Origin of the sequence: Parasphingomonas frigoris (assembly GCF_036663815.1) — a bacterium.
In the GTDB taxonomy this organism is placed as follows: Bacteria; Pseudomonadota; Alphaproteobacteria; order Sphingomonadales; family Sphingomonadaceae; genus Sphingomonas.
On record NZ_JAXOJQ010000007.1, the window covers coordinates 33,692 to 59,651 of the forward strand.

22 protein-coding genes and 1 pseudogene are annotated in these 25,960 nt (G+C 60.9%); 15 read left to right on the forward strand and 8 right to left on the reverse strand.

Going from position 1 to position 25,960, the window contains the following annotated elements:
- Nucleotides 1-25: 25 nt before the first annotated feature.
- The 5 genes from U1872_RS18540 (at nucleotide 26) to U1872_RS18560 (ending at nucleotide 7,256) form a co-directional block, all read left to right on the forward strand.
- On the forward strand, nucleotides 26-664 hold the full coding sequence (locus U1872_RS18540) for a ferritin-like domain-containing protein (protein WP_332794407.1): 639 nt from the start codon (nucleotides 26-28) through the stop codon (nucleotides 662-664).
- 872 nt (nucleotides 665-1,536) lie between these two features.
- Complete coding sequence (locus tag U1872_RS18545; protein WP_332794408.1) at nucleotides 1,537-2,493, forward strand: manganese catalase family protein; 957 nt, start codon at nucleotides 1,537-1,539, stop codon at nucleotides 2,491-2,493.
- Between the two features lie 105 nt (nucleotides 2,494-2,598).
- The gene (locus tag U1872_RS18550; RefSeq protein WP_332794409.1) at nucleotides 2,599-3,735 is read left to right on the forward strand and encodes an alpha/beta fold hydrolase; all 1,137 of its coding nucleotides are present in this window, start codon (nucleotides 2,599-2,601) and stop codon (nucleotides 3,733-3,735) included.
- Nucleotides 3,736-3,909: 174 nt separating this feature from the next.
- Complete coding sequence (locus U1872_RS18555) at nucleotides 3,910-6,132, forward strand: hypothetical protein (protein ID WP_332794410.1); 2,223 nt, start codon at nucleotides 3,910-3,912, stop codon at nucleotides 6,130-6,132.
- 395 nt (nucleotides 6,133-6,527) lie between these two features.
- Complete coding sequence (locus U1872_RS18560) at nucleotides 6,528-7,256, forward strand: Crp/Fnr family transcriptional regulator (protein WP_332794411.1); 729 nt, start codon at nucleotides 6,528-6,530, stop codon at nucleotides 7,254-7,256.
- Between the two features lie 301 nt (nucleotides 7,257-7,557).
- Here the strand turns inward: U1872_RS18560 and U1872_RS18565 are convergent, their stop codons facing one another.
- Nucleotides 7,558-7,851: a hypothetical protein gene (locus U1872_RS18565; RefSeq protein ID WP_332794412.1), complete on the reverse strand. Its 294-nt coding sequence runs from the start codon at nucleotides 7,849-7,851 to the stop codon at nucleotides 7,558-7,560.
- Between the two features lie 183 nt (nucleotides 7,852-8,034).
- Between U1872_RS18565 and U1872_RS18570 the strand changes: the two genes are divergently transcribed.
- The 3 genes from U1872_RS18570 (at nucleotide 8,035) to U1872_RS18580 (ending at nucleotide 11,183) form a co-directional block, all read left to right on the forward strand.
- A complete protein-coding gene (locus U1872_RS18570) occupies nucleotides 8,035-8,796 on the forward strand; it encodes a Crp/Fnr family transcriptional regulator (protein WP_332794413.1) in 762 nt (253 codons plus the stop codon).
- Nucleotides 8,797-8,960: 164 nt separating this feature from the next.
- Complete coding sequence (locus U1872_RS18575; RefSeq protein ID WP_332794506.1) at nucleotides 8,961-9,755, forward strand: ATP-binding protein; 795 nt, start codon at nucleotides 8,961-8,963, stop codon at nucleotides 9,753-9,755.
- Nucleotides 9,756-10,181: 426 nt separating this feature from the next.
- Complete coding sequence (locus tag U1872_RS18580) at nucleotides 10,182-11,183, forward strand: sensor histidine kinase (RefSeq protein ID WP_332794414.1); 1,002 nt, start codon at nucleotides 10,182-10,184, stop codon at nucleotides 11,181-11,183.
- Between the two features lie 617 nt (nucleotides 11,184-11,800).
- Here U1872_RS18580 and tnpC read toward each other — a convergent pair.
- From tnpC to tnpA, 3 genes are read right to left on the reverse strand one after another with little or no spacing between them, the layout of a single operon-like run.
- Complete coding sequence (gene tnpC / locus U1872_RS18585) at nucleotides 11,801-13,408, reverse strand: IS66 family transposase (RefSeq protein ID WP_443025417.1); 1,608 nt, start codon at nucleotides 13,406-13,408, stop codon at nucleotides 11,801-11,803.
- A 10-nt stretch (nucleotides 13,409-13,418) separates the two neighbouring features.
- Entirely contained in the window at nucleotides 13,419-13,766 is a 348-nt protein-coding gene (gene tnpB / locus U1872_RS18590) for an IS66 family insertion sequence element accessory protein TnpB (RefSeq protein ID WP_332794416.1), read from the reverse strand.
- Complete coding sequence (gene tnpA / locus U1872_RS18595; protein WP_332794417.1) at nucleotides 13,763-14,149, reverse strand: IS66-like element accessory protein TnpA; 387 nt, start codon at nucleotides 14,147-14,149, stop codon at nucleotides 13,763-13,765. The genes tnpB and tnpA overlap by 4 nt, the downstream gene beginning before the upstream one ends.
- A gap of 152 nt (nucleotides 14,150-14,301) precedes the next feature.
- Here tnpA and U1872_RS18600 point away from each other — a divergent pair, with 152 nt between their 5' ends.
- Nucleotides 14,302-14,502 carry a hypothetical protein gene (locus tag U1872_RS18600; protein WP_332794418.1) on the forward strand — a complete coding sequence of 67 codons (201 nt, stop codon included), beginning with the start codon at nucleotides 14,302-14,304 and terminating at the stop codon, nucleotides 14,500-14,502.
- A 15-nt stretch (nucleotides 14,503-14,517) separates the two neighbouring features.
- Here the strand turns inward: U1872_RS18600 and U1872_RS18605 are convergent, their stop codons facing one another.
- On the reverse strand, nucleotides 14,518-14,925 hold the full coding sequence (locus U1872_RS18605; protein WP_332794419.1) for a response regulator: 408 nt from the start codon (nucleotides 14,923-14,925) through the stop codon (nucleotides 14,518-14,520).
- Between the two features lie 300 nt (nucleotides 14,926-15,225).
- On the opposite strand from U1872_RS18605, the gene U1872_RS18610 reads away from it, so the two are divergent.
- Nucleotides 15,226-15,906: an HAD family hydrolase gene (locus U1872_RS18610; RefSeq protein ID WP_332794420.1), complete on the forward strand. Its 681-nt coding sequence runs from the start codon at nucleotides 15,226-15,228 to the stop codon at nucleotides 15,904-15,906.
- Between the two features lie 241 nt (nucleotides 15,907-16,147).
- Here U1872_RS18610 and U1872_RS18615 read toward each other — a convergent pair whose 3' ends face one another.
- Nucleotides 16,148-16,321 carry a hypothetical protein gene (locus U1872_RS18615; protein WP_332794421.1) on the reverse strand — a complete coding sequence of 58 codons (174 nt, stop codon included), beginning with the start codon at nucleotides 16,319-16,321 and terminating at the stop codon, nucleotides 16,148-16,150.
- A gap of 1,009 nt (nucleotides 16,322-17,330) precedes the next feature.
- Between U1872_RS18615 and U1872_RS18620 the strand changes: the two genes are divergently transcribed.
- The 5 genes and pseudogenes from U1872_RS18620 to U1872_RS18635 all read left to right on the forward strand — a co-directional run bounded on the left by U1872_RS18620 (nucleotide 17,331) and on the right by U1872_RS18635 (nucleotide 23,580).
- Nucleotides 17,331-17,810: an RNA polymerase sigma factor gene (locus U1872_RS18620; RefSeq protein WP_332794422.1), complete on the forward strand. Its 480-nt coding sequence runs from the start codon at nucleotides 17,331-17,333 to the stop codon at nucleotides 17,808-17,810.
- Nucleotides 17,803-17,952: pseudogene (locus tag U1872_RS22895) on the forward strand (DUF4880 domain-containing protein); the annotation flags it as partial. The gene U1872_RS18620 and the pseudogene U1872_RS22895, both read left to right, overlap by 8 nt.
- 114 nt (nucleotides 17,953-18,066) lie before the next feature.
- Nucleotides 18,067-18,846 carry a FecR family protein gene (locus U1872_RS18625; RefSeq protein WP_332794423.1) on the forward strand — a complete coding sequence of 260 codons (780 nt, stop codon included), beginning with the start codon at nucleotides 18,067-18,069 and terminating at the stop codon, nucleotides 18,844-18,846.
- A 240-nt stretch (nucleotides 18,847-19,086) separates the two neighbouring features.
- Complete coding sequence (locus U1872_RS18630) at nucleotides 19,087-21,519, forward strand: TonB-dependent receptor domain-containing protein (RefSeq protein ID WP_332794424.1); 2,433 nt, start codon at nucleotides 19,087-19,089, stop codon at nucleotides 21,517-21,519.
- A 3-nt stretch (nucleotides 21,520-21,522) separates the two neighbouring features.
- On the forward strand, nucleotides 21,523-23,580 hold the full coding sequence (locus tag U1872_RS18635) for an Atxe2 family lasso peptide isopeptidase (protein ID WP_332794425.1): 2,058 nt from the start codon (nucleotides 21,523-21,525) through the stop codon (nucleotides 23,578-23,580).
- Here the strand turns inward: U1872_RS18635 and U1872_RS18640 are convergent.
- Together U1872_RS18640 and U1872_RS18645 are read right to left on the reverse strand one after the other, a co-directional pair.
- Nucleotides 23,577-25,310, reverse strand: coding sequence for an asparagine synthase-related protein (locus tag U1872_RS18640; RefSeq protein ID WP_332794426.1), 1,734 nt, complete (start codon nucleotides 25,308-25,310; stop codon nucleotides 23,577-23,579). The two genes, U1872_RS18635 and U1872_RS18640, sit on opposite strands and share 4 nt — an antisense overlap.
- On the reverse strand, nucleotides 25,304-25,942 hold the full coding sequence (locus U1872_RS18645; protein ID WP_332794427.1) for a lasso peptide biosynthesis B2 protein: 639 nt from the start codon (nucleotides 25,940-25,942) through the stop codon (nucleotides 25,304-25,306). Before U1872_RS18645 ends, U1872_RS18640 begins: the two co-directional genes overlap by 7 nt.
- Nucleotides 25,943-25,960 lie beyond the last annotated feature (18 nt).

Genomic DNA, 25,960 nt, shown 5'->3' on the forward strand with positions numbered 1-25,960 from the left:
GCAGGATGGTATCGGGCTCGCCCGAATGTTCGCACTGCAGCGGTTTTCGAGCGTGCATTTGCGCATTGTTCTGCCAGCTCGGGAACGGTGCGCACAGCTGAGCGGTTTGCAGATGACCAAAGGGCAATCTTGTCCAAGGTACGAAAAAGGATCGCGCGCCATGGCTGCTCCGGAAGATCTGATGGAAATCTACACCGACGAGCTGAAGGATCTCTGGTCCGCCAATAACCAGATGAAGAAGGTGCTGAAGAAGATCACCACGAAAGCCAGCGACGCGGCGCTGAAAGAGATGCTGACCAACTCCCAGGCCGGCATCGAAAAGCACATCGAAGTGTTGAAGGAATTGATCGCGGCGAACGATGAGAAGGTCTCGAAGGAGCATTGCAAGGGCATGGAAGGTCTGGTGGCCGAGGCGACCAAGCACGTGCTCGAAGAGGGACCCGACAAGGGACCGTTGCTCGACGTCATGATCATCGCACAATATCAGCGGATGACGCACTACGGCATCGCCGGCTTCGGCACCGCGGCGGCCTATGCAGATGCGCTCGGCCTCAAGGCCGATACCAAAAAGCTCAAGGACGCCACAAAGGACATTTATGGCGGCGATGAATATATGACCAAGCTCGCGGAAACTACCGTCAACCTGCAGGCGGAAGACGCCTGATGCCACGCCCGCCGGCTTCGGGCGGCGGGCGCCTCAACAATGTAGCGCCCGGCGCTTCGGCCGGTTTAGCGCGGGCAGAATCGACCCAATGTCGGCCACTCCCAGCCCTCTCGCCGGCTCCCGAAACCGGCCGATGGTTCATCTAGCGAAACGGCCATTTCAGTGGACATCATTGCGGTTGGTGAACGGCGCGAAGGGGTAAGCGGTGTCGCCGCGATGATGGCGACCTACCGTCGCCTTTTTGCGGGAGTTGTCGCAGCAACGTCGTCGGCTCGGCTCTCCACATATGCACAGCCCGCTGCGCTCCCGGCCCGACATAGTGGGCAATGGCTTCCAACGCCTCGATCAGGCGCCGTCTCTCTAAACCCAGGCGCCGTGGACAAAGGGTATCCAGAGCTTGGTTGACGCAAGGGCGACGAAGCCGAGATAGGACTCGCTGGTTTTATCATAGCGGTGCGACGCGACGCCAGTTTTTGAGTTTGCTAAACAAGCGCTCGACGAGATTGCGGCAGCGGTATTTCGAGCGATCGTGCGGGATCCCCGCGCGGCGGTTCCTCTTGGCAGGGACGACCGCCTCGACGCCGGCTGCGACAAGTTCGGCGCAATGGGGGCGGCATCATAGCCCCTGTCGGCAAGCAGCCCGTCCCCGGTTCTACATAGGCGCCGTGACTCAGTCGGCACATCGGCGCGCAACGTGACGCCCTTTTCGTGCGGCTGGATACGATGCTCAAGCCCCCTTTTGCTATAACCCCGATAATATTTCATGTTTTTCGAAAGATAATACATAGATGATCTAAATCAACTATTTGATTTAATTTGGAACATCCGCTCGGCTCTCCGGGTTCTGGCATGGCATCACCGGAGATTATTACATGTTCATGCACAATAAGCGGCTTCAATATACTGTCCGCGTCTCCGAGCCGAATCCTCATCTCGCAACGATGATGCTCGAGCAATTTGGTGGCGCCGACGGCGAGCTTGCCGCTGCGATGCGCTACTTCACGCAAGGCCTCGGCGAGGACGATGCGGGCCGCAAGGATCTGCTGCTCGACATCGCGACCGAAGAGCTGAGCCATCTCGAGGTGATCGGTTCGATCGTCGCGATGCTCAACAAGGGCGTGAAGGCGCAGCTTTCCGAAGCGGCCAAGAACGAAGCCGAGCTCTATCAGATGATCGGGGCGAGCGGCAGCTCCGCGAAAAGCGCTTTGCTGTTCGGCGGTGGCCCCGCGCTTTGTGACTCAGCTGGCGTGCCATGGACCGCCGCTTATATCGACAGCCGTGGCGAACCGACTGCAGATCTCCGCTCGAATATCGCTGCCGAGGCGCGTGCGAAGATCGTTTATGAGCGCTTGATCGCGATCACGGACGACCCAGGCATCAAGGACGCACTGGGCTTCCTGATGACCCGCGAAGTTGCGCATCAGAAGTCCTTCGAAAAGGCGCTCTACGCGATCGAGAACAATTTCCCGACGGGCAAGCTGCCGGCGATTGAGAAATATGCGAACCTCTACGTCAATACCTCGCAGGGCGAGGGCGACACGAAGGGTCCGTGGAACTCGGGCGACCAGTGGCAGCGGATCGATGATCTGGAAGAGACGATGCCGATCGATGGCGGCGACGGCACGGCTTCGGTTGGACTCAGCAGCGACGACGCCAAGGTCGCACAGCAGATGGCGGCGCGCACGCTGTCGGATCCTGCGAGCGACCCGCGCACCGGCGTCGACCTCGGCGCGGGCCCGGGCGCTGGCCTAACCACCGATCAAGACTTTGGTGGCGCAGCCGACATCTTGGATGCGGTCGAAAAAGCCGATGCGATGACGGTCAACTAAAACGGGTCGGGGCCACCGGCCTCGATCTGAAACCTGAAAACGGAGCGGTTCGAAACCGCTCCGTTTTTTTGTCGACCGGTGCCCCGGACCGGCTGGAGAAATGTGTTGCCGCTCCCCTTTTTGTCGCGCTTCGTCTTCGCGCTCGTCTCCCTGACGATTCTTGCGGCAGGGGGATATCTGCTGTGGATCTGGTATCAGGGTGAATGGCTGCGCGATGCCGACGGCATGCTCGTGCACATCCGGCACGACTGGATGCTCTGGACCGGAGCAGTCGCGCTCCTTTGGTCGTTCCTTGGGCGCCTTCCACTCAGACTTCTCCTCGCTCGCGCCGATACCGACCCGATGCGGATCGAGCGGGGTAGCGGTCATATGCTCGACAGCCCGAGCGGCGCAAAACTCCATATTGAAAGCTCCGGGCCCGCGGATGCGCTGCCGCTGATCCTGGTCCATGGTTGGTCGGTCGACAGTCGGATGTGGTTCTACGCCAAGCGCGATCTGGCGACCCGCTTTCGCGTGATCGTCTGGGATCGCCCGGGGCTCGGCAAATCCCAGCCCGCCCCCGGCAAAAAGGTGTGCCTCTCCAATTTTGCAGAAGATCTCGCCACGGTGGTGGGGTCTCTTGGCGGCACCCCGGCGGTTGTCATCGGCCACAGCATTGGCGGGATGACGATACAGACGCTCGCGCGCGACCGCCCGGAACTGTTCGGGCGCGAAATTGCCGGCGTGGTGCTGCTCAACACGACCTATCACAACCCGCTCAAGACGATGGTGCTCAGTGGGCTCGCGCAAGCGATCCGCTGGCCCCTCCTCGAGCCGATGATGCGGCTTACCATCCTGCTCAAGCCGCTGGCCTGGCTTAGCGCGTGGCAGAGCTATCTTAGCGGTTCGACCCACATATCGGCGCGGATCGGCTTCGGCAAATATGTGACACGGTCGCAACTCGACGCCACTGCATGGCTGATGACGGTCAACTCGCCCGCCATATCAGCGCGCGGCGATCTTGCGATGTTTCGCTGGAATTCGGAGATGGCCCTTTCGCAAGTCATCGTTCCGTTGCTCGTAATCGGCGGGGACCGCGATATCGTGACCAAGCTCGAGGCGTCGCGGATAATCGCCACCGCGTCTTCGGCGCCGCTGTTGGTGGTCGAAGGCGTCAATCACATGGGCCCGATCGAACGCGCCGACGTCTACAATGGCGCTATCGCCGATTTCGCGGCCAAGGCGTTGGCCGTGGCTGAATAAGGGATCCCGGTCGGAGTGCTCGCTCGCTGGTCGGTCGTTATGGCCAATGGCGAGCCGGGCCGGTTTAATTCAGTGTTTTGATATGCTCGCAATATCGGGTCGAGGTCCGAGCAACCAACGCCGCGAAAATTGATGTCATGGCTTGGCCGCCTTCTGTCGCTGCAGGGAAAATCCATGGACGTGAAGATACGCACCACCGACGTGCCGGGCGTCAGCGCCGCCGTGCTGACGCTGCGCGCCGAATTGGCGGCAGAGTCGATGCGGGAGCTCGGCAGCCTGTCGCTCGCGGGTCGCGATGTTCAGGTGATGGAAGGCCGCGATGCAATCTGGGTTATCGTGCGCCGTCCCGGCCGCGGCGGGATAGCAGTGCGCGCGGCTTACACGCCGGGCGGCGCGCAAGCGGTGAAACGGCGCGAGCGCTCGTCCAGAACCGGGATCACCTTGGATATGATGAGCGCGCAAGGCAGCCAGTCAGTGGAAATCGGAGGGTCAGCTTCCGATCTGCCCACGTTGCGCATCACCGCGAAGCTCACGCCGGTCACGAACCTGCTCGTTCCGTTTCAACCGCGAGATATCTATCCGCTCGATGAGAATGATGACCCGCTTGCGGCGCAAGGCTCGGTCGAGGCGGCCCAGCGCGGACTAAATTCAGGCCTGATCTACTTCCACCTTGATGAGCCGGCCTTCGGAAGTGTGCTGTACTTCCAGAACCTGACCGCATTAAACGACTGGTTCATCGCGACCAGGACCACGCCCGACACGGCGGTCGGCGGGGTGTGGCCCGAACTCGGCTATTTGCCGCCGACGCCCGCGCAAACCGGCTCGCCCCCGATCGATCCGCTTCCTGCAGGCAGAGAGGTTACGGTCTCCGACGCGATCATCGTGTTCCACGACGATTCCGCGCGTAACGAACAGGACGGCGCCAAGCGCTTCCTGCAAATGCTCGGCACCGCCTATCGCCAGCTCGAACAGCCAGAGACCGAATTTCGCGACTGGGTCGCGCGCTCGCGCATGACGCTTGCCGATCTCGACACCGCGCAAGAGGCGACCGTTTCGCATTACGGGCATCGCTATTTCCATCCGTACACCGACGCCGAATATCCGGACATCATGGTGCAGATGTCTCTACTCTCGGCTATCCGGAATTTTGCGCTGTGGAGCGGCGAGGAAAGCGCGCTCGCAGACGAGATCGGTGCCGGCTTACACAAATTCCACGATCGTAAGCTAAAGACGATGCGCCGCTATCTGCCCAATGTCGGCAAGGACAAGGACAAGCTCGCGGTCGATAGCTGGTATCTCTATCATCCGCTGCTCAATCTAGGCCATCTTGCCGGCGAAGGCGATGCGCGCGCGCAGCGGCTGTTCACCGCCTCGCTCGATTTTGCGATCAGGGCGGCGCGTCATTTCGATTATGCTTGGCCGATCCAGTTCAAGGTCGATGATTTTTCGGTGATCGTCGAAGCGCGCAACGACGATGGCCTGGGACAGAGCGATGTCGGCGGCCTTTACGCCTATGTCATGCTTCAGGCTTTCCAGCTGACAGACGAGAAACGGTATCTCGACGAGGCTCGTGCGGCGATCGACAAAGCCAAGGGGATGCGTTTCGAACTCAACTATCAGGCGAACCTCACCGCCTGGGGCGCATCCGCCTGCATGCGGCTATGGCGTGTAACCAGCGAACAATCCTACCTGCGGCAGAGCTATGTCTATCTCGCCTCCTTTTTCCACAACTGTGCGATCTGGGAATCGAACATCTCGCAAGCGCGGAACTACAGCAATTTTCTGGGGGTGACGTGCCTGCACGACGGGCCGTACATGGCGATCTACGAATGTTTCGACAGTTTCGCTGCGTTCGAGCGGTATCTGAAAGACAGCGGCCCCGACCTTGATCCAGCCGCGCGGATGTTGATCAGCGAATATTGCAAATATGCGCTGCACCGGGCCTGGTTCTATTATCCCGACGCCTTGCCCGCTGGAGCGCTCGCCGACGAGCAGCGCAACGGTCATATCGATCGCAAGCTGTCGTTCCCACTCGAGGATCTCTACCATGACGGCCAGCCTGCGGGGCAAGTCGGGCAAGAAATCTATGGCGCTGGCGCGGCAATGGTCTTCGCCAGCCGTACCTTCCATGAGATCGAGGGCGCGCCTTTTCGGCTGTTCTGCGACCATTTCCTGATGACGCTCGAGCGGACCAGCGCCACCGCGCTCAGCTTCCGGCTCGATGGGGGAGACGGCTGCCGCGCCAGCGTCAGCCTTGTCCGGACCGGACGCTCGGCCTTGCCGCATTTCGTCATTACGACAGCGAGCGGCGATCGGCTGCGGGCCCATCACACCGGTGACGACCGCGTCGAATACCATGTTCCGGCTTCAGGCGGCATCACCTTGGGGTGGGGGTAGGCAGCGGATCGATCTGAGGCGCGGGGTCGGCGCGGCCGGGTTAGTCCTCGACGTTCGACGTCGCAGAATCCATGGTTACCACTTTGACTTTCGCCGCGCCGTAGATCGCCAACTTGTGCCGATATCCCACGTCGAAATCTCACTTGAGAAGGCAAGAACCGATCAAACGTTCGATCAGGCTCAATACCAGCAAATATACTTGTCGCGGTAGGAATCCGGGCGAAGAGCGCGGTGTCGCGACAGGAGGGCAATGTCAGTCGGACCAAGATTGTCCGTCGCGGCGATAACATAAAGCAATCCACTATCACCTGATCGGCGTTATCGCATGACATCGCCGACCAGAGTGCTGCCGGTCACCCAGGGTGTTGCGCTCCCAAAAACGATCGGAGATTGCCATGCCCGTTACGCTTCAGCCGTTGTTGAATAAACTCAAGCGCCGCAGCAGCCTGGAAGCGGAAGACGAACTCGCGCTTATGGGATTGCCATTCACGACCAAGGTACTTGAGCCGAGCAGATATCTAGTCCGCCAAGGCGACAAGGCGTCGTTCGGCTGCGTACTCCTTCAGGGCTTTGCGTACCGGCAGAAAGTTGTCGGGGACGGTGGTCGGCAAATCGTCGCGTTGCAAGTCCCCGGCGATGCGATCGACATGCAGAATTCGTTGCTCAAAATCGCCGATCATAGTGTGCAGGCGCTCAGTACAATTATGGTAGCGCGCATTCCATTCCAGGCGCTTCTTGACCTCGCGGCGTTGCGCCCTGCGATAGCGCAGGCCTTCTGGATGGACACGTTTGTAGACAGTTCGATCGCCTGGGAGTGGATGGCCAACATCGGTCGCCGCAACGCCCTGATGCGGGTCGCTCATCTCCTGTGCGAAATCGCGCTTCGACTGGAGGCTGTGACTTTCTGCGGTGGGGAATTGGACACGCCGGCGATGACACAGGAACAGATGAGCGATGCGCTGGGTTTGACGCCGGTTCACGTAAACCGCATGCTGAAGAAATTAGAGAATTTAAATTTGATCGACCGCAAGAGCAGGGCCGTTTCCATTATTAAAATGGCGAAACTTCGGGAATTTGCGGATTTCCAAGAGACTTATCTTCACCTGGATATGGTCAACAACTAGGTCCAAATCACCTGTCAATCCGCGGATGCTGTCACCACCACGCACGTCGATGCAATTGGTCTGGGGTTGATCGTGCCGGTCATTGCGGAGGGTATCGAAACGGTCGAGCAAGGGCGAGTCTGTGGCCGTCGATTGCGTGAAGGATCACGGTTTCAGATACGGCAAGGCAATCGATGGCAAAGCCATGGCAGGCTGAATGGGATCATTCGGCTGCACGGCTGGTGCCCGTCACCAACCGACTGGCATTGCTAATTTATTCGGGGCAGAACCTTGCGCCAATGCCGCAGACGCCGCCAGGCATCTACACCAGCCGAGGTGAGGTGGGCGGCCCACCGTCATCGATCTTAAGAGAGGCAAGGATCGCCACAAGCAAATCGTGGGAACGCCACATCGCCGCACCCGAACCATCGGCCGCTTCAGCGTGATCAAACTGCACCTCGACCGCTCTCTGGGTAATCTCGATTGCCTGGTCGGCGCTCAGTGTCGAGGTTTCGCACAGTCCGTGGATCAGGCTTTCGACCAGCAGCAGGGCGGCCTGGCCATAAGGATCAGACTTGGGCGCCGCCCCCTGCAATGGGGGATCGTTATCGTTCATGGGCATCGGAGTACCTTGCTGCAGGCGGGAGCTTGATAGGCTCTCAGCCGTCGACGCCTATTGAAACCTGCCAACGATGACACGTGGATATACTAATTTTTGCCCCTAGCGACAACACACACCAATTTTCGACAATAACATTCATCAATATTCTATTGGGTTGATGGAAGGTAGAACGTCACCATGGCAAACCCATTCCTGAAAAAATTGAGCGGGTTGGTCGAATTGACGGCTGATGATGCCTTGGCGGTTGAGGCCGCCACTTCCCGCCCCCGTCGCTACGTAGCCCGTCAGGACTTGATCCGCGAAGGCGACGAGACGGGGCCGGTGTTCGTGATGCTGGAAGGCTGGGCGTGCCGCTACAAGATCCTCCCGAGCGGCACGCGGCAGATTATGGCGTTCCTGATGCCCGGGGACTGCTGCGACCTGCACATCAAGCTCCTCGCCGAGATGGATCATGGGATTCAAGCGATCACGACGACGATGGTCGCGACGATCGCTCAACCGCTGATGCGGACTATGATGCGCGACCATCCAAACATCGCCGAGGCAATGTACACTGCTCAACTGATCGATGAAGGCATCATGCGGGCTTGGATCGTGAGCATGGGTCGGCGCAGCTCGTCCGAGCGCGTGGCGCATCTCGTCTGCGAGCTTTACCTCCGGGCGCGCAACATCGGTCTGACAGGCGAGGGCGAATTCGCCTTGCCGCTCTCGCAGTTGGTGCTCGCTGATGCGTTGGGAATGACGGCGGTTCATATCAACCGCATTCTGAAAGAGCTGCGATTAGCCGGGGCAATGGCCCTTACGCGGGGCAGCGTCACCATTCTGGACCCGATCAAGCTCGTCCAGATTGCTGGCTTCGACGAGAATTACTTACATCGCCGATTACGCCAAGCGTCCCAAGCGAACTTCGAAGAAACGGTCCTATCCGGTTCGGTCTGATGGCCATGAACGACTGGGCTCGCCACCGCCAGCGGTTAAATAAGCCGCCAATCGATCCGGCGTCACGTCGATAAGTTTGCCCACACCAAACAAGTTTTCGAATCTTTACATAGGTGAACAACCGGTACGGGTTTGCGCCTACCACAGCGTAGCTGGTGCAGGTGATGCTGCGCCAAAGCCTGGTGACGGGCGGCAAGCACGGATCGGAGGCACTTATGCAAACTGGCTCGATCGTACGTTCGCACACCACGCAACGGCCACGTCTCATTGCGAGTGAAGCTGGATTGCTGGAGCTGTTTGCCCCAACCCGGCCGCCGCCAGCGACGGATATCGTCATGCCTAGAAGTGAGCATGCGCGATTGTGGCGAGCGGATGCGATCCACCGCGCGAAGAACATGGCCCAAATGACGGCGTCCCTGGTGGAAGTTGCTGAACACCCGACCCGTGGTTGGCTGCCGCCCGAAGTGACATCGCAGGCGCGGCGTCTATCGCGTGCATATGAGGAACTGAGCGTAGCTGACGAGGCTCACGCCCCGGTTCCCTGCGCCGCGTTACTCACCGACATCGCCACGCGATTAGCCGACATCTTTGGTCGTTCGCGGCAGATCGTCATGACCGTATGCGCGCAACCGGTCCTGCTGCCGCCCGACGTGCGTCGCGCGTTGATTCTGATCGGTAGCGAATTGGTGATCAATGCCTTGAAATACGCCTATCCTTCGGGATCGGGCGGTACGATCTCGGTCAGCCTTGGCGCCAGATTTGGCGAGGTCGAGATGACCGTGGAGGACGATGGTGTAGGCGTGGCCGAAACCTATTCTGCCGGAAACGGCGGCGGCCTGCTCGAGCAACTCCAAGTCGTACTTGGCGCAACATTGACGCGGACCACGGGCGGGAAGGGCCATGGCTTCCGGGTTTCGATTTCGATTCCGATCGAGATGCCACAAGGCAAGGTCTCGTAAGTTCGAGACCTTGCGCGTTGGAAACGCCCCCCCCGGCCATGTAATCGAGCATCCACTGGATACAGACAATCCAGGATGCGGAATGGCTCGCAAAAGCGATCGACCATGGGATTCTGGCCGCCCCCTACGTTTCGCGCAGTCTACCAGCGCACCTCAGCGAAGGTGTCCGGCACCTGTCTGCGCATCCTATCGGAGCGCTCCGAAGTCGGGGGCCCGCTGGAAGACGCGGATGTCATCATATTGGCCCGATTTTGGCCCACGCTGCCGTGTACGATGAAAGACGCGGCGCAATCGACGCCATGAAGGATGACTGGCCTCCTCAAACGGTCTTCGCGATAGGGACGCGTGTGACGACCGAGCGGCGGTAATGGTTGCCCTCGAGCACGGCCTGACTATGCAGGACAGCGATTGGCCAGAGGTAAAGTTATGACAGATGAACTGCCTCACGGACACGAATGGACCGAAGAGCACCGCCGCCGCGCCCTTGATGGGGCGGGCGTTGCCCTCTGGTCGTGGAATGTCGAAACCGACCTGCTGAAAATGGATCAGCGAGGCTTTGCGCTGTGGGGAATAGCGTGGAGCGAAAAGGTGACGTTCGAAGAGCTGTCCGCCCATATTCATCCCTCGGATAGAGACCGCGTTCGCTCGGCGTTCGTCGCAACGCGCGCAGTCCTCGGAACATACGAGACCGATTTCCGCATCATGGTCGGGGACGAGGTGCGCTGGATCGCAGCGCGCGGACGGGGTGAGGACGTCGGTATCGTCGGCCGCACAATGTTCGGCATCTTTCTCGACGTTACGGGCCGAAAGCAGGCCGAAGAAGGCAATGAGCTGCTCGCCGGAGAGATGAGCCACCGGGTCAAGAATCTTCTCGCCATCGCCTCCGGCCTCACGACGATCACGTCGCGCTCGGCGAGCAGCATTGAGGAGATGGCGCAGGACCTGACCGGGCGCCTAGCCGCATTAGGGCGAGCACATGATCTTGTCCGTCCGCTCGTCGTTGGCAAAGCCGACGCGGCCTTACTCGGGGACTTGCTGTCGATTTTGCTCGCTCCGTATGACGACCTCGGCGCGTTCAAAGGGCGGATCCGTGTTGCCGTCGAACGAACCGCGGTGGGTGAAACGGCGGCTACAGGTATCGCGCTCGTGATCCACGAGCTTGCTACCAACTCTATGAAGTACGGGTCGCTTTCTGACGCAACCGGCACCCTCGACCTAACGAGTATGTCCGAGCCCGAGCAGATAGTCCTGACATGGTTGGAACGCGGCGGCCCGCCGGTCTCCCCTCCCGATGGCCCTGACGGATATGGCAGCAAGCTCATCAGGCGCACCGTAACCAGCCAACTTGGTGGTGCCATCGCTTATGATTGGTCGGCGGCTGGGCTGATCGTGACGCTTCGCATCAAACGAGCTCGGTTGTCTTTGTAACGGTAATGCCTTGCTCCGAACACTCGTTATTGCATAGTCTTCAGTGACATCTTCCAAAAAGGTCGGAACTTCGTGGAAGATGGCGTCGGTGAGCGGCTCCCGGATTAACGGGCTTCTACCTCTATCTCGTATCAGACCGTTTGTGGACGGATTGACGTGAAGCTCTTTCATAGTCGCGCATCGTGGTATCGGCGGTGTTGAAATAGCGCCACTCAAGCTGTTCTGTTCTAAAGCATGCGCCGGCGACGGTGCGGTAAGGAAGTAAGCGTGGTCTGAAACCGCGGAACGGCAATTCCTGATGATTAACTGCTCTTCCGGTTTCGGGATTTGCCCGTCAACCAATCTGGATTCGGCGCCGCGTTATCCCGGGCCTGTAAGAACGCCGACCAAACGCCCATGCCCAGCCATGTGATAGCCCAAGCCACTATGACAGCTGAGGCCGTCCATTCTGGTGCGTGAAAGTGATACAGCAGCCACGTGATTCCGCCGGTGACTGTCGTTCCCACCAAGAGAGCGCCATAAAGCGGTAGCAAGCGCTTGGTTGACCAAAAGAACAGCCTCATGGGTCGAGTATAGGCTTTGGCGGAACGTCCACAACTGCTCGTATTGGGCGTTGCCTACGCTGCTTCCGCGATGGGTTGCTCGTTTGCCCGGCGCCAGTTCCAGGGCATCAGCTCATCCCAACGCGATGCGGGCCAGTCGCCGGCGATCTTCGCAATGACGTCGGCAATGTAGGCCTGCGGCTCGACACCGTTGAGCTTGCAGGTCTCGATGACCGTGTAGATCGCGGCGGCGCGCTCGCCGCCGGCCTTCGATCCGGCGAACAGCCAGTTCTTCCGACCGATCGCGATGCTGCGCATGGCGCGCTCTGCGATATTGTTGTCGATCTCGAGGCGGCCGTCCTCGACGAACCGCGAGAGCGCGGTCCAGCGCTTGCGGCCATAGGCGATGGCCTTGGCGACCTCGGACTTGGGCGACAGGCGTCGCAGCGCGTCGTCGAGGGCGATGCGGAGCCCCTCGATCAAGGGCGCTGAGCGCTCCAGCCGGGTTCTTCGACGGACGTCTGGCGGGCTCCTGCGGACCTCTTCCTCGATTTTATAGAGGCTGCCGATCCGGGTTAGCAGGTCGGTGGTGAGCGGCGTCGGGCTGGTGGTGTGGATGTCGAAGATCTTGCGCCGGAAATGCGCCCAGCAGGCGACCTCGGTGATCCGGTTGGTGGCGCAGAGCTGGTCGTAGCCGGCATAGCCGTCGGCCTGCAGGAAGCCGGTGAAGCGGCCGAGCTGGGATCGTGGATGGGCGCCGGTGCGATCCTGGGTGAAGTGATACCAGACCAGCGGCGGACTGGTGCCGCCGGAGCCTCGGTCATCGACGACATAGGCCCATAGCCTTCCGGTCGCGGTCTTGCCGCGGCCCGGGTCGAGCATCGGCACCGGCGTGTCGTCGGTGTGGATCTTGGTGGCGCTAAGCCCGACCTCGCGGATGCGGCTGACGATCGGATCGAGCAGCGCCGATGCCTGGCCCGCCCAGCCGGCGAGCGTCGAGCGATCCAGCTCGATCCCCTGTGCCGCCATCATCTCTGCCTGGCGATAGAGGGGCAGATGATGGTCGAACTTGGCGACGACGACATGGGCAAGCGTCGCGAACGTCGCCTTGCCGCGCGCGATCGCCTTCACCGGGGCAGCGGCCTGGACGACCTTGTCGCAGGAGCGGCAGCTATACTTGGGGCGGATGGTGCGCACGACGCGCCACTGGACGGGCACGGCGTCGAGCATCTCGTCGCTATCCTGGCCCAGCGGACGCAAAGCGCCGCCGCACTCCGGACAGGCGCAGCAGCCCTGCTCGGGCTCGATCCGCTGCTCCTCGCGCGGCAGGTGGGCCGGGAGCGCGCGGATAGGCACCGACCGCTTTGCGCTGACCGGATCGTTACGGTGTGTGCTGGTCACAATGGCTTCGGCCTCGAGCTCTTCGAGCGCCAGCTCCAGTTGCGCGATCTCTTGGGTCAGCTTCTCCGAAGAGGTGCCGAACTGTATCCGCCTGAGACGCGCGAGCTGCACGCGCAGCGTATCGATGAGGATGTCTCGCGCGGAAATATCAGCGCGAGCCGACGCCAATGCGGCTTCGAGCTCGGCGATGCGAGCGTCTTTGTCAGAGGAGGAAAAGCCTGCGGCCGACACCGCGATTACATAGCAGATCGAGCGTCTTCGAGCCACGAAAACCGCCCAAATCCGGTGCTTTTTAGCCCGCCAGCGACGGCACGAATGTGCGTTCCGGGCGTCGCCAATCGATCCCTTCGAGAAGCATCGCAAGCTGGGCCGCGGTCATGGCGACCGAGCCGGTCGCGGTCGACGGCCAGACGAACCGGCCACGGTCCATCCGCTTGGAGAACAGGCACAATCCCTGGCCATCGTACCAGATTAGCTTGACCAGATCGCCGCGCTTGCCGCGGAACGCGAACAGCGCGCCGGAATGCGGGCTCTGCTGCAATGCCTGCTGCACGAGCACCGCCAGTCCGTCGAACCCCTTACGCATATCGGTCGCGCCGCAGGCCAGGAATATCCGTGTCAAAGGGGGAAGCGGGATCATCGCGCCAGGACGCCGATCACGCGCGACAGCGCGTCGGCATCGACCGATGCATCGACAGTCAGGCGCACGCCGGACGGCAGCTCGATCCTGATCCGACCCAGGCCAGGCTGGGCGATAGCGGGTGCCGGCAAGGCCGCTGCCGACTCGGCGATCTGGACCTCGGCGAAGCTAGGTTGCGACGGCACAGTCACCCCGGTCAACGCGCCCGACATCGCCTGCCGGCGCCAAGTATAGATCGAGCCGCTGCCGACCTCGTGGCGCTCGATCGCTGAGCGAACCGAACCTTCCGGCCCGAATGCGTCGCGTAGGATCGCCAGCTTCTGCTCCACGGTCCAGTGCCGCCGACCTGAAACGCGCCCGACGATCTGGATCCGACCGCTCATACGATCACTCGTATGACCGCTGGCTCGTTCGCCCGCTGGCTCTATAATCTCGTCTGACATCAATGCTCCGCTCAAAGAGCGGCAATCAGCCCGTCTGCCAAGCATCCTGCAAGGCGGCCTTCAGTCCACGCCTACGTAAGGAAACCATAGCCATGACTTTCAAATCGAACCGCGAAAACGCAGAACTAGCTCAGGTGGCGGCGAACTCGGCGACACTGGACAACGTGCGTCTTCGGGAACAGCGATCGGCGGATGCGTATGCCGCACTTGCTACGCGCGATGAACGTATCGCTGCTAAGGCCTCGGCGTTACGCGCAGCGAGTGAAGATCTGGGCGAAAGTGTGGAGCGATAGTCTCGCGTCACTCAGCTAGACGGCTTTCTTCAATGGCTCGGGCTTCTTGTCATCCGGCAGAATTTTATTGAGGTGCTCGTGCACCATTCGCTGGTTGAATGGCTTGGTAATGAACGTTGCTTTTTTGGGCATGTCGCCGTCAGCCGGAAGGGTGTGGCCCGAGGCAATAACGATCTCGATCAGCGGCCAATGCTCAGCGACGTGCCGCGCGAGAGCAAACCCGTCGATCGTCCCAGGCATATCCACGTCGGAGAACAACAACACGGTGCTTTCCCAATGCGTCGCCAGATGCACGATCGCTTCATCGCCGTCGAAACTTTCGTACACCCGAAAGCCGGCATCCTCGAGGATAAGCACCGTCTCCATCATGATGATCGGATCATCTTCAACGACGATGGCGTAGGGGATAGTTGAAAGCGGCATAAGCTTTTCAACTCGCTCCGCTGATTAAGGTTTCTCAGTGGCGGTAAGACGGTGATGCAGCATGGGCTAATCGCCATCGCTGTATTGGCGAAATTCGGCCACCGGGATTGGGCTGCCTCCTTCGTCGCCAATAGGTGGGGAAACTAATGAAAAGTCCGGATTATTACTAGCGACAAGGAGCTTGCAGGGATTCCGATCGTTGATGATGCGGGACCGTAGCATATGCCGCCACGGGACAGCGTCCTGCACACGCGGCCCGACGGAAACCATAGTATGCAACAGAGCCATAGCCTCGCAGCGATGCAGATCAAGGCGATCCTTTTCGATATCGACGGCACGTTGATCGACAGCAACGACTTCCATGTCCTTGCTTGGGAAGAAGCGTTTACCGAGATCGGAGCGCAATTCGACCGCCAAGCGCTACACGATCAGATCGGCAAAGGCGCCGACATGCTGGTCCCGACGCTTCTACCTGACCTTCCCAAGGATGCGCAGGAAAATCTCGGCAAGGTGCAAGGCCGGATCTTCAAGGCAAAATACCGAAGCGACGCGAAGCCTTTCGGTTCCGCGCACGACCTTCTCGCGCACGCTCACGCGCTCGGCCAACATGTCGTGCTCGCATCTTCGGCTTCTGCGGCCGATCTCGCGCATTATCTCGATGTGCTCGATGCGACCGAACTTGTGAGTGCGACCACGAGCAGCGACGATGTCGAGCGGACCAAGCCCGGCCCCGACATCTTCGTAACCGCACTTGCCAAGCTGCCGGGCATTGCAGCCAGCGAGGTATTGGTCGTCGGCGACACACCCTACGATGTCGAAGCTGCGCGGAAATGCGGGATCGCAGCGGTGGCGTTACGATCCGGCAGGTTTTCCGACGAGGTCCTAAGCGGAGCAGGCGCGATTGCAATTTATGATGACGCCGCTGCATTGCTCGCCGATTACGCGAATTCTCCCCTTGGTGGTCGAACCGAAGTAATCTGAGTGGGTCACATCAGCCGGTAGCAGCACCCCTGATAAATCGCTGAACCGCGTTATCGCAGGAAGCTCGGTTCGCAGCTTTGACAAAGCATCACTCTATGACTGACACCGTACCGGCAACGAGCAAACTCCGCAGATAACGGCTGCGGCCGGCTTTGACTTCGAAAGCACCTTATTCGGAGACAGTAGCCGACCTATGTCCAGCTTGGAGTTTACCGATCAAATCTTCCTATGGCAGAGCGTTTTAATCGCTGCCCTCGTCGGGGTCGATGTCACGGCCAGCTTTTGTGAGTTTCTCAGCCTTTTTAGGATCGTCCTGCGACACCTGATCGGCAATCGTTGTTTCGCCAGGGTTCTGTGCCTTCAGATCAGACGACGGATCAGCGCCCTCATCGTTGGCCATTTCGACTTCAGACATCTGGATACCCATCTATAATTTGACAGAATACGACTTAGCGGCGCTTTGCTTCGCATGGTTTGTATTGCCATGTGGCAGGCCCTTTGTACGTTATCGGATTTGACGAATGTTGATATAGAGCAATCCCGCCTAATAAATATTGACGTTGCAAGCGCCGATTGATTGGTGATGTATGCTGGGCCAAGGAATAAGTAGGGCGGAGCTGCCGCGATCGTCGTCAACCTCTTTTGCTAAATCGCTTTGGTGGTTCTAAGATACCAGTCAGCATCACGGCTAAAACCTGCGCCGGTCGAGCGGCATCTCCCTGTTCTCGTTGACAACAAGGTTTCCGACCTGCCGCGCTCCGAATGCGACTGGGTGCTCTCCACCAAATCGGACCCATTGGCACCTGAACGGACGTTTCCCTACCGGTCTTGCCGCCTGAAGGTGGCCGAGGTGTTATTTGCCCTCGTGCCCCCCCCGCCTCCGGCATGAATGAACGGCCGGTTACGGCGAAGGGCGCCCGAAAGCGGCCCGACCGCAATCCACCCATATTACCGAAGTGCATCCGCCCTAGATGTCACCGATTTCACCGGTGCTAGCGGGCCCCCTTGGGGCTTGCGACCCGGCTCACGATTTGGAGAAAGCTCTCACTGCAAACATGCGGCGTTCTCCACCCGTAAAAAAAGCGGGCGTCGACGTTGACACTATCGCGGCATCAGCCTGTTCGCGTCGCAAGTCCTCTTGCTACCAAACGAATGTATCGGCATCATACTTGGGCGTTGCGGAATTTTGGCTGTTGCAGCGTGGAGATATCCGCCAAGCATCATGAGCGCCGGTCCGCAAGGGACGGGCGGCCGCACCGGTCAAGGGCGTCTTTTGACGCTTGGACGACGGCATAGCACTGGAGTCAACGAGGCTGGTTTATCCCGGCCGACTTGGTGTTGCCTTCTCGAGACCGCCGGTGCCCTCTACTGCCCGCAATGTGCTTCGCGCTCAGCCGCCCGACGCCTGTGCGTCAGACGCAACAATGGAAGAATTGTACGTGGCGGAAGGGCCGCGACTATTGCGGTATTTCCAACGGAGGACCGGTGATAGTCATAGTGCCCCCGATCTCGTGCAGGACACGTTCGTGCGGTTCGCCAGCGCGGAACCGGTACCAAATCTTTTAAATCCGGCAGCCTATCTGCAGCGGATCGCGCGGAACCTACTGATTGATCGCGCTCGCAGGCCACAGTCGCAAGGTGTTTTCGTTCCGCTGGAGGAGTGGGATGCCGCGACATCCCCGGACCAAGAAGGTGCCTTAGACGAGCGCGATACACTGCGGCGCTATGAAGACGCTATCGCCGCCTTGCCCGAACGCACGCGAATGGTTTTTCTGCTCCATCGCGCCGACGACCTGACCTATCCACAGATCGCAAAGCGTTTGGGCATCACGTTCTGGACGGTTCAATATCATATGAAACGCGCCCTCACGCATCTCGACCAAACGCTTAACCATGATGACTGATCAAACGAAGCCGGATCCCGAGACAGATCGCATCCGTGCGGCAGCGGCCGCTTGGATTGTGCGCCTTGAACGTCACCAATCTCCACGCTTGCAGAGGAATCTCGAGCGCTGGCTGGCAGCTGACCCGCGACATGACCTCGCATATCGACGCATGACGCATCGCTTTGAAGATGCCCGTGTGCTTCGTGGATCGCAGCTATATGCTGCGCGGCCGGCGCTGGTCCGCCGTCGCTCAGTGCCTACCGTGGCTGCAGTAGTGACGCTTGCCGTCGCCATGCTGGCATTAATCGTGCTCCTGCCCAGTTTCCAGCGATCGTTGCCGTCCGCGGGGATAGCTGGCGCGCGAAAAGCTTTGGCCACGCGCGCAAGCCATAGTGTCACGCAAGCGCGGCGGATAGCCGCACCCGCTGCCTCGATCGACACGGTCGGCTTAGAGGACGGATCGGTTATTACCATCGACAGCGCCAGCGCGATCCAAGTCGCATTTGCGCACGACGCGCGGCACGTAACGCTGCTGCGCGGTCGCGCGCGTTTCGAAGTCGCACATGATGGTCGGCCTTTCACCGTCTTCGCTGGCGGTGGCTCAGTGACCGCACGCGGCACAATCTTTGATGTAGCGCTCAGCCCGCAGGGGCGAGTCGCCGTCGCTCTGATACGAGGCTCTGTCGATGTCGTACCGGCGGTCGATATCGCTTCCTCCCGAAGCGGCGGCGCCCTCGTCCTGCGGCTCGCGGCCGGGGAAACGGCCGGGTATGTCGGCGGCACGCTGCTTGGCACATCTGCAACGACGCGCACGGCCGATCTGCAGTGGACCGATCGGGCAGTCGACTTCGACAATGTTTCACTCAAGTATCTTCTCGATCACGGCAACCAGGGGGCGGGCTTGCCGATCGTAGCGAGCGATCCGGCGTTGCAGCAATTGCGCGTGTCAGGGCGTTTCGATCTTGCAGATCGCGAGCGCCTCGCAAAAAATCTGGCGACCCTGTTCGATCTTCACGTCGAGATCCGGAACGACGCTATCCAGCTTCGGCGGTGATACAAAACATTTTGTTGGAGAACTACTCGGTCGGCCACACACGACGTCACCCCCTCAAATCACATGGGGGGACCAAGCATGAATTCCAGAATCTTTGTGGCGACGTTGGCGGGTACGGCGCTTATTGCCATTGCCACCCCTGGAATCGCGCGGGCGCCAGCCATCGCGCATTATGATCTGCCGGCTCAAGAACTCGGCACCGCCCTAAGGGATGTCGGCCGGATCGCTCATGTCGAAGTCATGTTTTCCCCATCCGACGTTGCTGGGTTCCGGGTCCCGGCGATCCGGGGCGACCTGACCGTCAACGACGCGATCAGCCGGCTGCTTGGCGCCACTGGCCTGACGGCAACCTTTACGAATGGCGCGGTCATCATCCGGGGGCGATCCGCGGTTCCGGCTGCTACGGATGCGGCAAACGACCAGACCGATATCGTCGTGACCGGAACCCATATTCGCCATAGCGAACCGTCTTCGCCCGTCATCAGTGCAACGCGCGACGAGATCGAGAGAAGCGGGCGGTCGAGCCTCGGCGAGTATATCCGCGACCTGCCGCAGAATTTCGGCGGCGGCCAAAACCCCGGCATCGCTGGCGGCGGCGTTCAGGGCGGGAACGAGAATGTCGGCTCGACCTCTGCGCTCAATCTGCGCGGCCTCGGACCCGACGCGACGCTAACCCTCATCAACGGGCACCGCGTTGCGTACGACGGCGCGATTCAGGGTGTCGATATTTCGGCGATCCCACTGGCAGCTCTCGATCGCATCGAGATCGTCGCGGACGGCTCCTCGGCCCTCTACGGTTCCGACGCGGTTGGGGGCGTCGCCAACGTCCTCTTGCGCAAGGACTATCAGGGCCTGTGGACCTCGGCCCGGATCGCCGGGACTACCGATGGCGGTGATTTCCAGCAGGACTATAATCTCGTCACCGGCGGCAAGTGGCAGGGCGGGGGCGTCATGATCGCCGGTGATTACAACCGCTCGAGCACGCTGTTTGCGCGCGACCGGTCCTACACCCAGACGATCGATGGCTCGACCAGCCTTATCCCCGCGCAGCAGCAGGTCAGCGGCGTTCTAAGCGGGCACCAGCAACTGTCATCGGCGCTGACGTTCGACCTCGACGGACAGTATAGCCGCCGCACCAGCGACATGTCGTTCCCGTCAACCACCATGTCGAACGCCCGGACCAACGGCGCGCTTTTCCAGATGAGAGTCGCGAGCTGGTCGCTCACCCCGACACTCAAGCTCCAGCTTCCGAGCGACTGGCGGCTCGAACTCTCCGGCACGATTGGTCGCAGCCAGACCAACATTGCCTCCCAGAATTACGTCGCGCGCGCGATCTCCTCGACAACCGGTGGGTTCTACGACAATCGCCTTCACGCGATCGAGCTCCGCGGCGACGGCTCGCTGCTCGCGTTGCCCGGCGGTAACCTGGGCTTGGCGGCTGGCGCGGGGTATCGCGCGTTTTCCCTGAGCGCTAAATCGAGCATCACGGCGGCTGGCTCGACCACGAACCTCCTCAACATCGACCATCCGGAGAATGTGGCTTTCGCCTATGGCGAACTCTCGCTTCCCATCTTTGGCAAAGCCAATCGCACCGCCTTCGCCGACTTCCTGCAGCTCTCGGCCGCGGTTCGCTATGAACGCTACGAAGGTCTTGCCGACGTCGCCTCGCCCAAGCTCGGTCTAGTCTACCGTCCTATCCCGTCGACCACGGTCAAGGGTGGCTGGGGCAAGTCGTTCAAGGCGCCCACCTTCTACCAGCGCTACAAGGTCTATCAGGCGATCCTCCTGCCGGCCGCATCGCTTGGCGGCACAGGCGCGATCGCCAGCAGTCCAGTCCTCTACCTTGCAGGCGGCAACCCGGATCTGAAGCCCGAACGGTCGACAAATTGGAACCTCTCACTCGCCTATGAGCCTCCGTCGATCCCAGCGCTGAAGCTGGAAGCGAACTATTTCAACATACGCTATCGCAACCGCGTCGTGAACCCGATCACGTCGGTCCTAGGGCTGTTCAGCAATCCGCTTTACAGCACGCTGATCACGATCAGCCCGACGCCGGCACAGCTTGATGCGCTGATCGCTCCCACCGTAGGCGCTTTCGGACTGCAGAATGTCACGGGCAAACCCTATGACCCGACTACGGTCTACGCCGTGGTAGACGCCCGTTCCCAGAATACCGCATTTCAGGCGATTGAGGGCGTCGACCTGTCGGCGCAATATCGTTTAGACCTGTCCGCTGGAAATCGCCTGCTGCTCAACGCAGCCGGCAGTTATCTCGAGAGCGACCGTCGCCTGCTTGCCGGGCAGCCGAGCACTCCGACCGCTGGCGTCATTTTCATGCCACCGCACTGGCGCGCGCGTGGCGGCGCAACCTTGGACAGCGATACCGCGTCGCTTTCCGCTTTCATCAACTACATTGGCGGCGTCGATGATCAACGTGCGCTGCCCTTCACCCATGTCGGATCTTTTACTTCGGTCGATGTGGCTGCGCACTTTGCGCTCGCCGATACCAATGGCATCTTGCGCAACATCGAGTTCACGATCGCCGCGACCAATCTCTTCAACGAGAAGCCAGCGCTGATCCGCCAGTCCGCCGTGGTCGACCCGACCTATGATTCGACCAATTATTCGGCGGTCGGCCGTGCTCTGTCCATCACCGTCGCCAAGCGCTGGTGATCGATGCGCTTCTCTCTCCTATGGCTGACGGCAGCAGTGCTGCTGCCGTCGCTGGCTCCAACGCAGGCGAACGCCTCCTGTCATAGCCTTGATTGGCGCAGCACTCCGCTGCCTGCTGCCAAGCGAAAGCTGATCGCTGAGGATCTGGTGCGGCTGCGCGATATCGGACCAGTCGGCGATGACAGTCCATCCGCCCATGTGATGGCGATCTCACCAGATGGGAAATGGCTCGCCTTCCAGCTGCGGCAAGGCGATCCCGAGGACAATCGCTATTGTCTGGCGATGGTGGTCCAGCCTCTCGAAGCAGGGGGAGTCGCGCGCTTCATCGACACCGGTGGCGAATTTCTGCTCGCGCCCGACGGCGCCTCGACCTCGCCTCAGACCGCGATCGGCACCGCCGCCGCCGTCACACCGCGATGGGCGCCGACCGGTCAATGGTTTGGCTTCCTCAAGCGAGTTCGCGGTGCCAATCAGGTCTGGCGCGCGGATATGGGGAGTGGTCGAAGCAGCGCGATCACGCCGGCAGATCTTGACGTTGCGGATTTTCGGATCGTCGACAGCGGGCGGATCGTCGTTCGAATTTCGGCACTGCCAACGGCATCGAACGATGAGAGCCGGATTGGCTATCATTATGACGGGCGCTTCGTACCCATGCGGTCGAGCGTTCCAATCCTGCCGAGGAGCGAGACACGATACGCCGCCTACGACGTCGTCACGCGCGCCGAACACGTCGCCGATGCTGCGGAGATTGCACTCTTCGTCGCTCCACCCAATCGCGAGTCCACGCCCGCACGACCACGATGCGCGTTGTCCCGATCTGCACGCGGCAGTGGCGTCCTGGCAGCCACACAGATCGATATGACCTGCGATGCAACGGCACCGGTCAGTTGCCGAGCTGCGCTCTGCGAGAGTAGCTTTGGGCCACTTTGGATGGCGGGGAAGGCCGTGCGATACCTGCGCCGCGAGGGCTGGGCACGATTGTCGACCGCCATTTACGAATGGGTTCCGGGGACCGATCTGCCCCGGCGTCTCTACGCAACCGACGCAATGCTGGCCGACTGCCAGCCGCGCACTGCTGACGAATTGATCTGCCTGCGGGAGACATCACTGCGGCCACGGCATCTCGTCGAACTGAACGTAGCGCATGCGGGTTTGCGTGAAATCCTCGATCCAAACCCGGAATTTGCGCGGCTCACTTTGGGCGCCGTCGAGCGCATCCATCTGACCAGTAGCCTCGGCATTCCCGCGTTCGCGAACATTGTGCTGCCGACCGAATATCAGCGTGGCCGCCGCTATCCGCTTGTCGTCGTCCAATATCAGTCGCGCGGGTTCTTGCGCGGCGGCACCGGCGACGAATTTCCGATCCAGCTCTTCGCCAATCATGGTTTTGCGGTGCTGAGCGTACAACGCCCGGCGCCTGCCGGAAGCATGGGGCCCGCGACCGACGCCATCGATCTCGATCGCCGCAATTTGATCGCGTTCTCCGACCGTCGCAACGTGCTCTCGGTGATTGAGCAGGGCGTGGATTCGTTGGTGGCACGCGGGATCGTCGATCCTCGCGCGGTCGGTATCACGGGTCTGAGCGACGGGTCTTCGACCGTCCAGTTTGCGGCGCTCAACAGCACCAGATTCGTGGCTGGGATCGCAAGCGGCTGCTGCTGGGAGCCGGAACAGGCCGCTTGGCTCGGACCGGCCTTCACCAAGCGTCTCATAGCAATCGGCTGGCCCGGCATCACCGCCGATGCGCCGTCCTTCTGGCAGCGGATGTCGCTGGTCCGAAATGCGCGCGACGTGCGATTCCCGTTGCTGTTCGAAGCTGCTGATGACGAGTTTCGCATAGCGGTGGAAAGCGCCACTGCGCTTCGCGAGGCCGGAAAGCCGGTGGACCTGTTCGTCTTCCCTGGTGAATATCACATCAAATGGCAGCCAGCGCACAAACTGGCGGCATATGAGCGCGGCCTCGACTGGTTCACGTTCTGGCTTCGTGGGCAATTGCCCGACGATCCGCGCCGTCGTTCCGAGGCGCAGCGTTGGGCAGCCATGCGGAAAGCGGGCCACTAGGCGTGCAGCATCGACAGCCAATGTTGTGCCCACGCCTCTGTGTCTAGCAGCTGAAGAAGGCGCGTGTAATCACGGCCTTGCAGCAAATTTTGCTCGTTCAGCGCCAGTTCGAGGGATTGGCGATCGATCACCCCCTCTCGGACCAGCCGACCGTCCAGTAAGATTTCGCGGATCGCGGGGAGCTGCGTTCGCAACAGTTTGAGAGCGAAGCCGTCAGGCCCGCCTTTCAGTCGGCGCTGAAGAATGGTGTCTGGCAGCCCGTCGGCGAAGGCCTGCCGCGCGCGGGCACGATCGACCCCGTTTTCACAGGCCGCCCAGCTCGGCGTGGCAAGCATGAGCTCGATGATCGGCTGCGACATCAGCGGGTGTACCGATGCGAAACCCCAGCGCCGATCGTGACATTCGAGATAGGCATGGGCACGCACAATCGTAGCGACGTGGGCGTTCTTGCCCGGCAAGCAATCATTGGGCGGACGTAGCCAGGGGTGATCGAGCGATCGATTGGCAAGGCTCTCCACGACAGTGGGATCCAGGAAGCGCTGATCGGTCGGCCACGCATATTTTGGGCCGGCCCGCCATGGTACCCGCATTGCCTCGCGGATCACCGCGATCGGATGGGCACCCGTAATGTCGCAGAGATCCCGGAGTGTCCGCAGTGCGCCAAATGTCGGGCCCTCCCTCAAGAGACGATCGACCAGCGGTCGCGCCGATCGCGTGAGGTTGAAGACATTGTCACCGCCGACACCCGACATGAAGGTCGAGGCGCCGAGCGCCGCGACCGAGTCGATCACGACAGAATCGTACGCCTGTAGCTGGGCCATTCCGCCCGGCACTGGCCGATGGGCAAGCCCCGGCTGCCTAAGATCCACGGTCGCAGAAGCATAATGGCCAGAGAAGAGCAGTATATCGAGCGCTTCGCACAGCAAGCTCGCGTATGACGCTTCGTCGCCCAATGCATCCCTGGTGGAGATGGTAAGACCGTTGACCTCGCCTCTCCGATCAAGACTGCAAGCGATGATCGACGAATCCAGTCCACCGGATACGCCGACGACGACCGAGCCATAGCGTGCCTGCCACGCTCGAATGCAGTGAAGCGTCGTCGCTCGCAAAGCCGATGCGCCTGGATCGGTACCGCCGACATGCTGCCATGGCGACCAGAGCAAGCGGCTGCATGTGGCGCGAGGTTTGAGCGTCAGCACCGCGCCGGGAACGATCTGCTCAAGGCTCGCCAGAGCAGTCCGCTCGCTGGGGAGCCCGTTGGTGTAATAGAACCACGCGACCTCCTGCCACGCGATCACCGGTGCGTAGAGACCAGCTTCGACGAGCAGCGGTGCGTCGGAGGCAACATACCAACCATCGTCGCGCGCAAGATGATAGGCAGGCAACGCGCCCGAAGGATCCCGGAACACCGCAAATTCGCGCCGGCCGTCGCGCAGCGCGACGTACCCGCCCCAGTAGTTTTGCAGGATGCCGTCGAGGTCGCTCGCGTGCTCTGCGCGCCGCCCATCAAACGTCGCCTCCATCTCGCCCCTGCGATCGAAAAGATCTCCAACCACGACGCCGCGGCCATCGGCAAACCGCGCCCAGCGATCGGGCACGGTAAGATACAACCGGTAGCCGAGGTCATCGTTGACGGCGTGAAGGCCGAGCCTTGCGAGAACGGCATCCAGCTCGGCCGGAAGGGGCCGCCCGTCTCGGGCGACAGCGATAAGGTAGCGCAGACCTACCACAGGATGTGAATCGGCGTGAACAGCCGAACACGCTCGATGCTGTCATTGTCGACCCGCGACCCTGATTGCACCCAGCAATGCGCCGCAAAAGGGTCGATCTTCACGCCGAAAACCATTGCGGGGCGATAGCCGTGACGAAGAGCGAGCCGTCGAAACGCAAGCGATCGAGGAAAGCATGCATCTGCCTCCCCGAGCAGCGACGCGATCCGGTCGAAATCGCCCCGCAGGCGGCCGAGATCCCAGTTCGCTGCTGATCGGTTGCTGGCGCGACGGCCTGCCTCTGTCTCCAGAAGCTTGCGCAAGGGCACGTGGCGCACACGATAGGCCGATACAGTCTGTGCAATGCCTGCGGTGATCGGCCAGGTCTGTCCACGCGTTGCCGCCAGTTCGTGAGTCGGTGCGGGTAGAAGCTCGATTGCGGCGGGTGTCGGCACACCTTTCTTGATAACCCCAAGCGCTTGCAGGCGTTCGATCGCGCTCACCGCGATCTCGTCTTCGCCCGACAGGAGAGCGCTGAAGGGCCCGCACAGAGCCTCCGGCAATGTCGAATAGCGTCCGCTATCGACATCGAGGAAGATCGGGCGCCCCTCACATAGGCAGTAAGAGAGTCCTGGGCGGATGCGATAGGGCATCGTGGTTCGACGATGGCG